Below are 14,769 nucleotides of genomic sequence, written 5' to 3' on the forward strand. Positions count from 1 at the left end.
GAAGCCATGCAACTGCGTTATCTCAGCACGCTGAATGTGATCGCCAATGAGAAGAATTCAACGATCGTGTTTCCATTCCCGATAGAACTCGGCGAACTCTTCAAGGCTGCGGCAACGAAATCCAGATAGCGGTGTGCACGTGCACATGGTAGCTCGTCTCGCAAGATGGTATCTAAAGAATATTCCGGCCCATTGTCGCAACTCCTGGAGGCAGCTGGATTGATAAGTACGCGTGCACAGCCACAGGGTGGGCAAGTGGACGGATTTTAGCGCCTCATCTTGCGATTTGCCGCTTTGCTCGATGAGCCGATGCGCGCTTTCACTATAGTCAAAAGTTGCTTCTTGATCGAGGCTTGGGCCATTGCTTGAGCGCTTGCCCATGTGCCAAACACGTGTCCGCAATCGCGGCAGACGGCCATGGTCTCACCGGCACCCGATGCGGCACCAACTATGCCTCTGCAAGTAGGGCATTCAAAGCTGCCATCTGTGCTGTCGGCCACGTTGCTTCCTATTGTTTCCTGATGAGGCTGACACGCGTTTGCATATTGCATACACTCTCGCCTCAAGTTTGCAGCTGAGCTGCACCGGAATGGTACAAGCTGGCGTCGCGTGCCAAGGCACTGCCAGCGAGAAATTTATCACGGTATTCTTTTGCAGCAACGTTGGAAACAAGCTTGCCTGAGACTTTTCCCGAAACAGCAAACGAAAGGCAGCAGAAACTTGACTACAACAAGAAATTCTCGAATGAGACCATCGCCTCGATAGCTAATCGCGAGCTGCTACAGTTCCACAATCATACGCTCAAATTGAATTTATGTCCTGAATTCAATTTCCAGCCCCGGGCTCGGCTGCTTCCGGCCGACGCTGTGATCGGCAAGGGACGCGCATCACGCCCTTGCCGGACGTGATGGCGTCAAGCGCAGCAAGATTGCGCCGCACACTGCCGAGAGCAGTGAGCCGAAGAACACGCCAAGCTTGGTTTCATCCTGCAGCAGGGGTGAACTGGCGTAGGCAAGCAAGCCGATGAAAAGGCTCATGGTGAAGCCGATGCCGCAAAGGATCGCCACACCGTATAGTTGTAGCCAGCTTGCTCCGGCCGGACGCTCGGCCCAGCGTAGCTTGATTGCAAGCCAAGCGAAGGAGAACACACCAATCTGCTTGCCGATGAAAAGACCGGCGGCCACACCGAGCGGAACCGGATCGGCAAGATTGGACAATGACACATTGCCGAACGACACACCGGCATTGGCAAAACCGAAGATGGGCACGATGAGAAAAACGACCCAGGGCTGAATGGCGTGTTCAAGCTTGACCAGCGGTGCATCCGATCGCCCCTTTTCGCCACGCATAGGAATAGCAAGGGCAAGCAAAACGCCGGCGATGGTCGCGTGGATTCCGGACTTGAAAACCAGAATCCATAGAATCAAACCGAGAATGAGGTAGGTCCAAATCCGCACCACGCCCAAAAGGTTCATCGCGATAAGAATGGCGAAAACTGCAGCGGCACCAGCAACAGCTGGAATACTCATGCCACCTGAATAAAAAAGGGCGATAATCATGACCGCGCCCAGATCATCTATGATGGCGAGCGCCGTCAGAAAAATCTTCAGCGACAACGGCACACGCGATCCAAGCAGCGACAACACACCGAGCGAAAAGGCTATATCTGTGGCAGACGGGATCGCCCAGCCACGCAGGGTTTCCCCTTCATTGAGGGCAAGGAAGATCAAAGCCGGCACGATCATGCCACCCAGCGCGGCAAATCCGGGCAGCGCGCGGCGCGACCAATTCGACAACTGACCGCAGACCATCTCCCGCTTGATCTCGAGACCGACCAGAAGAAAGAACATGGCCATCAATCCGTCATTGACCCAATGGAGAATGCTGAGACCGCCGACATCGGTTCTAAAAAAAGCGAAATAACCTCCTCTCAACGAAGAGTTGGCGACAATCAGCGCCAGCGCAGCAACAACCATCAACATGATGCCGCCGGAGGCTTCGCTCTCAATGAATAGACGAAAAGGGGCGGACAGGCGGATTCGACGTGCGGGTTTTATATCCATGGTTCCTGATAGAATCCTAGAAAGCAAAATGCCAGCGGTCTTCGAAAGGCGAATTGTGCCGACGGCCGCTCTTAGCTTCGTTTTATCCGGAATCAAGGAGTATCACGGCTTGCTTGGCAGCCTCGACGAAGACTGCCAACCATTGGTATGCAACAGGATCCTCGCGCCAGATATTAGAAGGCACCTCGCAGGCCGTGTGCGTATGAGTGCCGCCAAGAATTGCAGCGAGCAAAAGTGATGGAGTTTGCGGAAGCAAATGTTTTTGATTTGACAGTCTGCATCGCGGGGATCACGCTATGGTTTACCTCTCCCCAGAGGAAAGAGGCTCGGTGTTATGCGATTGTCATCACGGATCCATACCGCCGGGCCTCATCTCTAGTGTTCGCAAACAAGATTTAGCTCATAGTCGCAATCATCGGCGGCAGAGTGCGTGGATTCCACGGACGACATCGCTTGTATGCCGCTTTGCCCTGACGGCATATTGCCCTTTTCATCGCGTTCGCACATCAGATCACGCCTATAATCCGCCTCGCACGAATCAGACGTGGCGCACTAGTAGATGCTATCGCAAGCAATTCGTATTATACTGTAGCGTTCTATTGCGAGGAGGAAATGCGCGTGAAAATCGCCAAGTTTCTCGCTCTCGGAGTGTTGTGCGCCTGTCCGATCTCAGCCTATACGCAACCATCGGAACAAATGAAGACGATGGCAGAAACGGGTGCGCAGTTGTCCGGCGGTATCGCGCGGATCGCCGCTGATATCTGCCAGATCAACCAAGGGCGATCGACGCGTACAAAGAACATGCCCGAAGAGCTTTTGTCGCGGATGGAAAATTCGGAGGAAACTGGATTATCGGCTGGAGCAACCAGCAACAAGCCGTCGATGATATCTTGAGGCTCAGCGCCAGCAGTCGAGCATTACCTGCAGACGATTTTCGAAACATGCGCCAATATGGGCGACGAAATAGGGCCGTAGGCGAGGTTCCGGAACCTATGCGACCGAGTTCACGACACAGTGGCGACCAACCGCATCAATAATGAAATCACGCATCCTCTCCACTGCCAGTTGCGGTCCTACCAATCATCCTTCACGAACCGCCTCGAAGCGTACCGAACGGCATCCGTCTGGGCTCTCCGCCCAGTCACTGACACCTGCTGTCACGCTGATTGGTTGTTTGTTGACCTTCCCGAGCTTCGCGACTGTGAAATTGATGGGAAGCCGACCATTCTTCGGTCTCCAATTGGCGATGATCTTCCTGTCTTCATGGCCGCCATTGAGGGATAGACGATTGGCAGATAGCTTTTCTTTTATGGCATCGGTTGCAAATGGCGATAACGCGGAAAACAGTCTGCCGTTTGCAACCAATTCTGCCAGAAGATTTTGGTTCTCTGACCGCGGCAGGACCATTGTGGCTTTTCATTCGCGGCCTCGTCACCTAGACCATGGCTGATGAGCTTGCTGCCCAATCAAAGGAGGACGTGTCATTGAGTTCGACCCAGCTGCGTGCCAACGACCCTCAAATTCCAAGCACCGCCGATGGTTCGCAGGGCCTTCCGCTTCTTGTGCTCGGAGCGTTGGGCGTCGTCTATGGCGATATTGGCACCAGCCCGCTCTATGCCTTTCGCGAGGCCTTGCACGCCGCTGGTTCCCCATCTGTTTCATTCGCCCGCCTCGAGGTCTTGGGTTTGCTCTCCCTGATTGTATGGGCGCTCACCTTGGTGGTGACAATCAAATATGTCAGCTTCGTGCTCAGGGCTGACAACAAAGGCGAAGGTGGAACACTGTCACTGACGGCGCTGGCCCGGGAGAGTTTCAAAGGCAAACCCGTATGGATACTTGTGCTTGGCGTCATAGGAGCGTCGCTGTTTATCGGCGACGCCATTATAACGCCGGCAATTTCCGTCCTCTCGGCCGTTGAAGGCCTTGAAGTTGTAGCGCCTACTTTGGCTGAGTGGGTCGTTACCATCACAGTCGCCATCATCCTTGCGCTGTTTTTCGTGCAGAGATTTGGAACCGAGCGCGTTGCATCCATATTTGGTCCGATAACGGCGCTTTGGTTCCTGGCGCTCGGTGTTTCAGGGCTGGTCCATATCGTTGAGCAACCGTCCGTTCTGGCGGCGGTTAATCCTTACTACGGCATCAGATTCCTTTTCGTGCACGCTGAAATAGCGATTCCTGTTCTGGGTGCTGTTTTTCTGGCCGTCACTGGTGCCGAAGCGCTCTATGTCGATCTTGGACACTTCGGCCGCAAACCGATCGTCGTCGCCTGGTTCGTTATGGTTTTCCCCTGTCTGCTGTTGAATTATTTTGGGCAAGGCGCATACGTTTTGACAAATCCTGTTGCCGAGCATCCGTTCTTTGAAATGCAGGCCGATTGGGCGAGAATGCCCATGGTCATTCTCGCAACGGCCGCTACCGTTATTGCCAGCCAAGCTGTGATATCGGGGGCCTATTCCCTTATTCGCCAGGCCATGCACCTCAATCTGCTACCGCGTTTTCATGTGCGTCATACATCTGAAACCCAGTCTGGTCAGATTTATATGCCGCAGATCAACACGCTGCTTTTAATTTGCGTCATCGTCCTCATCATCAGTTTCAGAAGCTCCAGTGCGCTTTCTGCGGCATACGGTATCGCAGTTACCGGAGAGATGCTCATCACCGTCGCCCTGCTGTTCGTGGTGATGCGGAAGATCTGGCGGTGGTCGTTGTTGTTGGCTCTGCTTGTCATCATTCCGCTTGCGATCATCGACACCGGCTTTTTTGTAGCCAATATTGCGAAATTTGCCCACGGCGGCTGGGTGCCAGTTGTCGTCGCACTGAGCGCCGTCTTCTTGATGCAAACGTGGATGGCGGGGCGCCGATTGCTTGCAGCGAAAACACGGGCGGATGAAATTCCTTTGAGGACTCTCATCGACAACCTGACCAACAAGAAGCCGCCAACCGTTCCAGGCACGGCAGTCTTTCTCACCAGCGATGTCGAGGGGGCGCCAACGGCACTGCTCCACAGCCTCAAGCACTACAAGGTGTTGCACGAGAAAAACGTGATATTGAGCGTTCTGACCTCTTCTTCGCCATTCGTGGCGGACGACGCCAAGATATTTTATGAAAGTTTCACGCCTCTTTTCAGCCGGGTGATCATCACCTTCGGCTATATGGAGACGCCAAACGTTCCGCGCGCCCTTGTCCTTGCAAAGAAGCTAGGCTGGAAATTCGATATTATGTCGACATCGTTCTTTTTGTCGCGGCGCACGCTGATACCGGCCGCAAAAGGAGGAATGCCATTTTGGCAGGATCGCATTTTTATAGCGCTGGCTGAAAATGCCAGCAGTGCCACAGATTATTTCCGGCTTCCAACCGGGCGCGTGGTCGAACTGGGGATTCAAACGACGATTTGACTTGCTCCGCAGGTGCTCGACTGGTCGGTTTTTCTAAGCAGCGCCAGCAGATTCAAAAGCCACACCCAACAGTGGTCCTGATAGACCAACAAACTCTACTGAGGACTACAAACCGTAGATTGCGCATGCAGACGCGGCTCTTTTCGTTTCCGGTCGGACGATAGCGCGGACCGAATAGCTCAAACACTGCTTATCCGCCGATAATGACCAGCACATACATCGACCAGTGGTAAAGAGAGCCGGTTCGCGATCACTATGTCTAACACTCACCTTGGCAAGATTGCCCAATGCACCTTGTATTGATCACCGTCTTGCTCAATTTGTTTTGTCATCGGGAAGGTGCCGTCGCGTGGAAACAAAATCGCTGATCCGCTTCATCCTTGCGTTTTTCACCACGCTCTTCGAGAGTTCTTATCGTGGGTTAATCCGACAGGCCGGCATCACACAATCTTCATTGAGCCGACGCAGCGCTCTTCAGACCGGTGAATTGACGAATCAGCACAGGCATAATGAGCAGCCCGCCAATGAGCGATGAATAGATTTCGGGTACGACAAGGAGGATCGCTGCAACGATGAGCAATATCTGTTCCCAAATCCTTGTCCTGACCAGCATGAAGCCTGACAAGGCTGCGCCGAGACAGCCAATCCCGACAGTGCAGCCGATGAAGGCAACGAAAAACGCGAACCATGTGAAGTTGGCCGTTACAAGAAGCAATGAAGGCGAAAAAACAAAAACAAAGGGGACAAGGACCTTGCCAAGCCCAAGCCGGAATGCGGTATTTCCGGTTCGGAAGGGATCCGCACCTGCCATGCCCGCCGCAGCGTAGGCAGCCAGCGCCACAGGCGGGGTAATGTCAGCAAGAACCCCGTAGTAGAAGACAAAGAAGTGCGCGACAATCGGCTCTACGCCGAGAACACCGAGCGCCGGCGCGGCGATCGTCGCCATGATAATGTAGTTCGCGGTCGTCGGAATGCCACATCCCATGAGTATGCAGACCACACCGGTCATGATCAGCGTGAAAAGCAGTGTCAGGGCTTGTGGAGCAAAAAGTGCGACCGGCAAGATTGCGCCGACCCATGTCGCCATTTCCGCGGCTGTCGATGTTACAATGAAAGAAATCTTGAACCCGACGCCGGTCAGGGTCACGACGCCGACGACGATGCCGACTGTTGCTGCGGCTGCGCCGACCGCAAGCGCGTATTTTGCGCCGTCACGCAGACCTTCGAAAACTTCCAATATGGACATTCGTTTGCGCGGGTTGAGCAATCCTACAAGCACACATAGGGTGATGCCCCAAAAGGCGGCAAGATAAGGGGTATAGCCAGCAAGCAGAATACCGACCAACACGATCAGCGGAATGACGGTGGGCCAGTCGCGTTTGAATGCCTCCTTGAGGTCCGGCATCTCCTCTGGCCTTAAACCGCGAAGCCCCGTGCGCTTGGCCTCGAAATGGACCTGCACCAGTACTCCGAAAAAGTGCATGAATGCCGGGACGATCGCCGCAAGGATGATTGTCGTGTAGGGTAGGTTGAGAAATTCGATCATCAGAAAGGCCGCGGCGCCCATGATCGGCGGGGTGATCTGTCCGCCGGTGGATGAGGCGGATTCGACGGCAGCCGCGAAATGCCGTTGGTAGCCGAGCCTGATCATTGCCGGGATGGTCAGTGAGCCGACCGTCACCGTGTTGGCAACGGACGAGCCGGAAATCATACCAAAAAGCGCTGAGCCGAAGATCGAGACTTTGGCGGGCCCGCCTGCATAGCGCCCGGCTATCCAGGCAGCACAGTCGAGGAAAAGTTGTCCGAGGCCTATGCGCGTGGCGAAGACGCCGAAAAGTACAAAATGAAAGACATAGGTGGCGACGACGCCAAGGGCGATGCCGTAGATGCCTTGGGTCGTAAGATACAGATGATTGACAAGCTGCGGAACCGTGGCGCCGGGATGAACGAGAATGCCTGGCATGGACGGACCAAAAATCGCATAGGTCATGAAAAGAACCGCGATTATGGGCAGCGGCCAACCGACGGAACGGCGTGTCGCTTCGAGAAGAATGAGGATAAGCAATCCGCCAAGGATCACGTCGGTTTGCGTTGGATTGCCGACGCGGAAGGCAAGGTCGTCTAACGGAATGAGGGGGACGTGGAGGACGGCAACCACGGCGATAATGGCGAGAAGCCAATCAATGATCGAAATCCCCAAGGGTCTCAGCAGGCTCGAAATGGCTGGCTGATCATACCCTTTGCGTGAAAATGGAAATACCAGAAATACCAGTCCGAGCACAAACGAGAGATGAATGCCACGATGCACCATCTCCGGCAGTAGCCCGAAACCAGCCGTGTAATAGTGAAAGATCGACAGGGCAATCAGCAGGGCACCGACCAGCCTGCCCGCTACCTGTGAAAGTGGCCGGAAGCGGATTTCTGAATCGAACCGTTCCTCGAGTTCCCTCGCCTTCGCCTCGTCAAGCTCCATCGGCGACGAAGGCGCGTTCTTTATAGAGTCAGGGTTCATGCGGGCTCCGTTGCTTGGTGCGATGGCTCTGAAAGCGCAGGCGCGCCTAAGATGGCGCGCCTTGTACCGTCCGGAATTTTACCTGTTCGCCTATTTTAACACACCGGCTTCCTTGTAGAAGCGTTCGGCCCCCGGATGCAGGGGGATGCCGAGGCCAGTCGTGGCATTCTTAAGGGTGATCAGCTTGCCTTTGGCATGCCCCGCATCCAGGGCCGTGCGCGTGGCATCGTTCCACATGACCTTCGTAATATTGTAGACAAGATCGTCCGGCTGTTTGGCGCTCGTTACCCATTGCGCCGCTACCGATATCGTCGGCGTTTCGCCGACATCCTTGTACGTCCCTGCAGGAATGATATCCTTGGCAAAAAAGCTGTTGTCGGCAAGGAGTTTATCGGCTTCGGGTCCAGTTATCGGCACAAGCGAAATGCCGCTCGAGGTCGCAAGTTCCGAAATTGCCCCTGTGGGATAGCCGCCGACGAAGAAATAAGCATCGAGCGCGCCATCGCGCAAGCGGTCCCCTGCGGGTCCCGGTTTGAGGTATTCGGCCTTGATATCCTTTTCGGTAAGGCCGTAGGCACCCAGCACGATCCGCGCATCGACGATTGTGCCGGAGCCAGGTTCATCGAGCGAAACGCGCTTGCCTTTGAGGTCCGCCACAGATTTTATTGCTGCGCCCTTGCGTGCGACCAGATGGATCGTTTCGGGATAGAGTGTTGCGATCAGCCGCAAATCTTCGACCTTACCTTTGCCTTCATAGAGCCCGGTACCGCTATACGCCCAATAGGCAACGTCGGATTGAGAGAACCCCGATTCCATTGCGCCGCCTTGAATCGCGTTGATATTGGCGACGGAGCCGTTCGACGAGACTGCCGTTGCCACGAGACCCGAGACTCCTTTGTCACCGCTGCCGGAAATGGCATTCGCGATTAGGCCTCCGATCGGATAATAGGTTCCAGCAGTCCCTCCAGTCCCGATACGGAAAAACGCCGGTGTCTGCGCGATGGCAAGACTTGATCCAATTGCCACGCCAACAATGAGCGTTGCGGCTAGAAATCGAAAGTTCTTGAAGAATTTCATCGTGTTCCCCTTATCCCTTATTAAGGAGGCAAGGATCGTAACCATGAAAAGGATTGTCAACCTCACGGCGCGAGAAAATCGTTGATCTCTACCGCGCGACTGGCACCCACCACATACCAAACGTCCAACCTTTGCTATTCACATTTGCCGACTGCACGGCATGGCGAAGTGAAAGACATAACAGCAGCTCGCTTGAAATCCACAGCAGAGAGCTTCATTTGGCCAATCGCCGATAACATGACAAGCCGATATACCCATTAAGGCGAAGCTGAAGGAGACCGACCAACATACCGCCGGACAGAGAAGCGGCGGTCTTTGTGTTCAGCCGCATAATCCATGGGGCGGGAATCTGTGTCGGCTTTACTCGCGCTATCGACAACAAGGGGCAGCGCCTAGATGGGAGCAGTACCTTCGCTGCTTGGCCCGAGGGTGGGCCGCATTATCGTGATTGGACTTCTAAACTCGTGGGAGCCACATTTGCCAAGGATATACACGGGGAAATGGGCGGTCCAACTATCGTTAGAGGAGGCGAAAATGAAGCACCATGTACTCGAGCAACTGCAGAGCGTCGCCGAGGTCGATCAAGACTATCCGCACCAAGCCATGTCGCGCAACGGACGCCTTGAACGCTGGGCACAGCTCCTTGAACAAAAACCCGAACGGCGCCTCGCGACACTGTACGAGACCGAGTATCAGTCAGCCAGAGAGCGTACGGCCATACGCAGCGCGGGTTCGCCGATCTCAGTGGCCTTCGAGGATTCAGTCTTCCGAGCAGGTGGATTGAAAGACGACACTTACGGTGAAGCGATGCGATTCTTCGAACTGTCCGACAGACAACTGCACAAGATCACGTGCTACTGTCAATTCGGCGCGACCGTCAGTGCGGCGATGGCAGCCCATTACATTCGCAAGGCAGTTGGCAGGCCAGAGCGCGGTGTGTTCGCATGGCTGCGTAATATAGTCACCGCTTACTTGATCGAGTCTGGTAATCGTCAATCCAGGTCGCTGCTGGAACGTTGAACTGACGACATCCGTCCTCGCCAAGCTCGATCTTGCTGCCTGGGCAAGTGGGAGATCGATAAGCGTCACCGTCGTCGGCAAACAATTGTCGTCGAAACAGCTGGGGCTTGCCATGCAACCGGCTCTTCCCACATGACGCTGGATTTCGACTTCGGTCGGCAGCATCTGTTTCGGAGAATGACGATTGCGGCCATGCCACGATCGGCAGCTCGATTGAAATCCTGGCAGAGAGCTCCATTTGACCAATCGCCGATAACGTGACAAGCCGATATACCTATTAAGTCGAGGCTGAAGAGAGACCGACCAACATACCGCGGACAAAGAAGCGGCGGTCTTTGTGTTCAGCCACATAATCCATGGGGAGGGAATCTGTGTCGGCTTTACTCACGCTATCGAGAACAATTGATCGTATCAACGAATTCATCGGACGTTATGTAGCTTGGCTTATTTTTTTGGCGGTTATCGTCAGCGCCGGCAATGCGATCATTCGCAAGACCTTCAATATGTCCTCGAATTCCTGGCTGGAACTGCAGTGGTATCTCTTCGGGGGAGCCTTTATGCTCGCAGCCGCATATACGCTACAGCGGAACGAACATATTCGTATTGACATCGTCTATGGAGTTTTTTCCCGTCGCGTTCAGCACTGGATCGATCTGTTCGGACATGTAGCATTTCTCATGCCATTCGTCATTCTGATGATTTCCTACTTCATCCCTTACGTCAGGCTCTCCTATGACAGTGGCGAGGTTTCCTCCAGCGCAGGTGGATTGATCCTGTGGCCGGCCAAACTCGTCCTACTAATTGGCTTTCTCCTCCTCGGCATACAAGGCGTTTCGGAGATTATTAAGAAGATTGCCGTGATCCGCGGAGATCTACCGGATCCTAACCCCCCGAGGTCCCTTGAGGAAATTGCGGAACAGGAAGTGGCCTTGGCGGAGGCGCGCAATGATTGAGTTTATTGCGCAAAACATGGCGCCAATTATGTTCGCTTCCCTGATCATCTTCATGCTGATCGGCTACCCGGTGGCTTTTGCCCTTGCAGCCAACGGCTTGCTGTTCTTTTTCGCGGGCGTCCAACTGGCACCCTATTCTAACGGGAGCATCACGCTCTCCTGGCCCTTGCTTTATGCGTTGCCCGAACGCTTCTGGGGCACAATGTCCAATGAAACTTTGCTTGCCATTCCTTTCTTCACCTTCATGGGTATAGTCCTCGAGCGCTCCGGCATGGCCGAAGACCTGCTCGATACGATTGGCCAGCTGTTTGGACCGGTCCGGGGTGGCTTGGCCTATGCCGTTATTTTCGTTGGGGCGCTCCTTGCGGCAACCACTGGCGTGGTCGCTGCGTCCGTGATCGCAATGGGCCTAATTTCGCTACCTATCATGTTGCGTTACGGATATGACCGCCGCGTTGCATCCGGTGTTATTGCGGCCTCTGGAACTTTGGCGCAGATCATCCCGCCATCACTGGTTCTGATCGTTCTCGCCGACCAGCTAGGCCGCTCGGTTGGAGATATGTATCACGGCGCACTTATTCCCGGTCTTGTTCTTAGCGGGCTTTATGTCGGCTACATCTTACTAATGACGTTCTGGAAGCGGGATTCCATGCCCGCCCTTCCTATCGAAGCCCGTACTTTGGGCTCTGGCATTGCCTCACTCATCGTCACACTCGCCATCGCCGGTGCTGGTGCTTATGGAGCCAGTCTTCTGCTTGCGACTTTCGCCGGATCCAACGCCGATATTTGGGGCGCCACGCTTGCAACTGTCCTCATCTATGGGTTTGCTCTTGCTGACCGGTCTTTCGGATTTAACCTGATGTCCCGCTTGGCCCAGCAAGTCATCATCGTCATGATACCGCCCCTTGCCTTGATCTTTCTCGTTCTCGGGACAATTTTCCTCGGCATTGCAACACCTACCGAAGGTGGTGCAATGGGTGCGGTGGGTGCTTTGATCATGGCTGCCTCAAAAGGGCGGCTCAGCTTGAGCGTCATAAGTCAGGCATTAGCCTCCACAACACGACTGTCGTCATTTGTGATGTTTATCCTGCTAGGGGCGCGCGTCTTCTCGTTGACCTTTTATGGCGTAAACGGTCACGTATGGGTAGAGCATCTGCTTGTCGGGCTGCCCGGCGGTGAGGTCGGCTTTCTTATCGTCGTCAATGTGCTGGTATTTTTCCTGGCCTTCTTCCTCGATTTCTTCGAGCTCGCCTTCATAATCGTGCCTCTGCTCGCGCCTGCTGCCGACAAACTCGGGATCGATTTGATCTGGTTCGGCATTCTTCTTGGCATCAACATGCAGACGAGTTTCATGCATCCGCCGTTCGGTTTCGCCTTGTTCTATCTTCGGTCCGTCGCGGCAAAGGTGCCTTATCTCGACAAAATAACTGGAAAGAAAATTCAGCCCGTCACCACGGGTCAGATTTATTGGGGCGCCGTGCCCTTCGTCTGCATCCAGGTAATAATGATAGGATTAACGATCGCATTTCCGCAAATGGTGATGCACTACAAAGGCACGGGTCCTGTGGCCGATCCGGCAACAATGAAGATCGAAATACCAGGTTTCGGTCAAGGCGATGGTCTGGGTGGCGGATTGGGAGGGGGCCTTGGTGGCGGAGCTGGTAACGATCTGAGTTCACCACCCTTCGGCAAGCCTCCATCCGATCCCTCGGTACCCGCACCGCCAGCGCCAAACCTAAACGAGCCGCCGAAAATGTAGTGCCTGCTAACCGTTCAGGCTACGGCACCGGCGGCTTCTGAACGTCCAGGAATTGTGCTGTAGGATATGAAGCGATGCCGAGCGTTGGCACACCACGTCAAGGTTGCTGGGCTCTGACCGGACAGCATCCTCGCGACCTATGCGATTTGTTGCTCTGCGCATAGACGGTCACTGATGTTGCTACCGCAGATCGCATTCCAGATCAGCAAGGCGACGAGTTTGCCGTTTTTCCTGCAGAACATGTTTGTCTTCAGTCTTAGGCAGGCCGGGAAATAAGTGGTGCGCCAGTTCAAACATACGAAAAGGACATTCCCATTCTTGCGGGCGCCAAGAGAATGAGGCACGGCGCGCTGCCATTCAAGTGGGGAGCACAACCGAGCCTCACCGCCGGCGCTGGGCTCACGCATTGGCTTGAAACAATTGCGTCAACCTTGGCTTTGAATGCAACTGGCCGCGACTTACATCCCCAGATGGTGGGCTGACTTCACTGTCCACCAAGTTGCGAAAACCACTGGGTTTAGGCCACTCCACACGAAAAAGTCTGACCTATGAGTTGGGGTAGTCTCATAGGTCAGGAAAACGCACCATACGCGTGACAACGGAATAACGGTATCATTGAGACGAAGAATCACAATACGTTCAATTGGATGAAGCTCATCGAACAAAAGTCCGACTTACCAGCAAAGCGATTAAACTGGCAGGCCGGACTTTAATTTTGCTGACGCGTGGAAAAGAAGCAGTCTGCTCTACGCCAGCGGTTTCATCGCCAATAAGGGGCAGGCGTGGAACCGCTATTCAAATGTTCTCTTCGATTGCGGGACACCACGGCGACTCCAATCTTCGATTGGGAATTTGCCCCCCGCTGGGCTCCGTCTCAAGGCTAAAGGCAAGTGCGCTGGGTAAATAAATAGAACGATGTAATTTGGCTCACCATCGCGTGAACGTGCCACAACACAAAGCCCGATCTAGCAGCACGCAATCACCTTAGACCGGCTTCTGCTGAGCGTTGGGCACCCAGTCCGAAACACACCGCCAATACGAAGACAAGGTAAGAACCAGCCGATGCCTTCGTCATGGCTTACTGCGCTACAACAAAAAACAGTCTTTCATATAACTTACCAAATTCTTTTACTCCGGCCGGCTCAGCAATTGCCGTCAATCTCAACCCGGCACACGCTATGCCCCGTGACTAGATATTTCCAACACCATCATCTTAATAGCTTCAGCCCTGACGGCACTATAAACGTGACTGGCAAGGACGATGCTGCTACGCTGCTGGGTGCGGGGAGGAAATAAAACCCAGTCGTCATTCGAGTTCTTGCGCAGCGTCCAGCCAGAGATGATCACCAGCGGCAGCGCAATGTCAAAACGTGCAGTGCCGTCAGACTGAACTTCGAAGTGGTCAATGCATATCTCATCCGTTGTCAAGACATCAAACCTTAGACCCTGAGTGAAATAGGCGAGAAATTGACCGGCTCGTCCGTTTCCACTGAAATTCTATCGGCGTCTGTTGAAGTCGGACGACATCCATACCCTGATAGATACATTCGGCGCCAAATTTTTCTTATGGCCAGGAGCGAACATTCTTATCAGGCACAGTCATGCGAGTTCCTGCACATCCAAGGCGTCAACACTGAGTTCAAGCTAACAGCGCTTCACGAGGCTCGGCACACCGCGTCCCTTCGACCTCGGATAGCCGAGCCTCACAGTCGGGCTTGGTGTTCCGACACACGCATTGTGTCGGATTGAAACAATCGCGTCAACCGATTCTGCCTCCGAAAGATAAAACCACTAAGTTTCCTGAGAACTGGTATCGAAATCGGATTTCCCACGGTTATATGAGTGCAGCTCCAGTTCTTCAGCCACGAATAGAGGCTGGATACAACCTGCAAGCGGGTCAGCAGGCGATTGTCACGGCGTTAAGATCGGCATGATGACCTATGGCAGCAGAGCGTGGGTGGAAAACGAAGCGGACGGACCTTTATGGCCC

The 14,769-nt window shown here is 54.2% G+C and carries 9 protein-coding genes and 1 pseudogene; 6 read left to right on the forward strand and 4 right to left on the reverse strand.

Features of this window, described 5'->3' with window-relative positions:
- Nucleotides 1-129 (forward strand): annotated as a pseudogene (locus FHS21_RS30995) (slipin family protein); the annotation flags it as partial.
- Nucleotides 130-887: 758 nt separating this feature from the next.
- Here FHS21_RS30995 and nhaA read toward each other — a convergent pair.
- Entirely contained in the window at nt 888-2,063 is a 1,176-nt protein-coding gene (nhaA, locus tag FHS21_RS27015; protein WP_183664982.1) for a Na+/H+ antiporter NhaA, read from the reverse strand.
- A 618-nt stretch (nt 2,064-2,681) separates the two neighbouring features.
- On the opposite strand from nhaA, the gene FHS21_RS27020 reads away from it, so the two are divergent.
- Nucleotides 2,682-2,957 carry a hypothetical protein gene (locus FHS21_RS27020; RefSeq protein WP_183664984.1) on the forward strand — a complete coding sequence of 92 codons (276 nt, stop codon included), beginning with the start codon at nt 2,682-2,684 and terminating at the stop codon, nt 2,955-2,957.
- A 584-nt stretch (nt 2,958-3,541) separates the two neighbouring features.
- Nucleotides 3,542-5,458 (forward strand): potassium transporter Kup, encoded by a 1,917-nt coding sequence (locus FHS21_RS27025; RefSeq protein WP_446686532.1) that lies wholly within the window; start codon nt 3,542-3,544, stop codon nt 5,456-5,458.
- Between the two features lie 451 nt (nt 5,459-5,909).
- Here the strand turns inward: FHS21_RS27025 and FHS21_RS27030 are convergent, their stop codons facing one another.
- Together FHS21_RS27030 and FHS21_RS27035 are read right to left on the reverse strand one after the other, a co-directional pair.
- Nucleotides 5,910-7,970 (reverse strand): TRAP transporter permease, encoded by a 2,061-nt coding sequence (locus tag FHS21_RS27030; RefSeq protein WP_183664989.1) that lies wholly within the window; start codon nt 7,968-7,970, stop codon nt 5,910-5,912.
- A 90-nt stretch (nt 7,971-8,060) separates the two neighbouring features.
- Nucleotides 8,061-9,047 (reverse strand): TAXI family TRAP transporter solute-binding subunit, encoded by a 987-nt coding sequence (locus tag FHS21_RS27035; RefSeq protein ID WP_183664991.1) that lies wholly within the window; start codon nt 9,045-9,047, stop codon nt 8,061-8,063.
- A 534-nt stretch (nt 9,048-9,581) separates the two neighbouring features.
- On the opposite strand from FHS21_RS27035, the gene FHS21_RS27040 reads away from it, so the two are divergent.
- The 3 genes from FHS21_RS27040 (at nt 9,582) to FHS21_RS27050 (ending at nt 12,779) form a co-directional block, all read left to right on the forward strand.
- Nucleotides 9,582-10,067, forward strand: coding sequence for a hypothetical protein (locus FHS21_RS27040; RefSeq protein ID WP_183664993.1), 486 nt, complete (start codon nt 9,582-9,584; stop codon nt 10,065-10,067).
- Nucleotides 10,068-10,438: 371 nt separating this feature from the next.
- Complete coding sequence (locus tag FHS21_RS27045) at nt 10,439-11,020, forward strand: TRAP transporter small permease subunit (RefSeq protein ID WP_183664995.1); 582 nt, start codon at nt 10,439-10,441, stop codon at nt 11,018-11,020.
- Nucleotides 11,013-12,779 (forward strand): TRAP transporter large permease, encoded by a 1,767-nt coding sequence (locus FHS21_RS27050; RefSeq protein ID WP_183664997.1) that lies wholly within the window; start codon nt 11,013-11,015, stop codon nt 12,777-12,779. Before FHS21_RS27045 ends, FHS21_RS27050 begins: the two co-directional genes overlap by 8 nt.
- Nucleotides 12,780-13,955: 1,176 nt before the next feature.
- Here the strand turns inward: FHS21_RS27050 and FHS21_RS27055 are convergent.
- On the reverse strand, nt 13,956-14,207 hold the full coding sequence (locus tag FHS21_RS27055; RefSeq protein WP_183664998.1) for a hypothetical protein: 252 nt from the start codon (nt 14,205-14,207) through the stop codon (nt 13,956-13,958).
- Between the last annotated feature and the right edge of the window lie 562 nt (nt 14,208-14,769).

This window comes from Phyllobacterium trifolii, from assembly GCF_014192095.1.
GTDB lineage: Bacteria > Pseudomonadota > Alphaproteobacteria > Rhizobiales > Rhizobiaceae > Phyllobacterium > Phyllobacterium trifolii.

Excerpts from the sequence above, each read along its gene's own strand:
- nhaA (WP_183664982.1), bottom strand. The coding sequence starts at position 2,063 with ATGGATATAAAACCCGCACGTCGAATCCGCCTGTCCGCCCCTTTTCGT.
- FHS21_RS27040 (WP_183664993.1), top strand. The coding sequence starts at position 9,582 with ATGAAGCACCATGTACTCGAGCAACTGCAGAGCGTCGCCGAGGTCGAT.
- FHS21_RS27030 (WP_183664989.1), bottom strand. The coding sequence starts at position 7,970 with ATGAACCCTGACTCTATAAAGAACGCGCCTTCGTCGCCGATGGAGCTT.
- FHS21_RS27050 (WP_183664997.1), top strand. The coding sequence starts at position 11,013 with ATGATTGAGTTTATTGCGCAAAACATGGCGCCAATTATGTTCGCTTCC.
- FHS21_RS27035 (WP_183664991.1), bottom strand. The coding sequence starts at position 9,047 with ATGAAATTCTTCAAGAACTTTCGATTTCTAGCCGCAACGCTCATTGTT.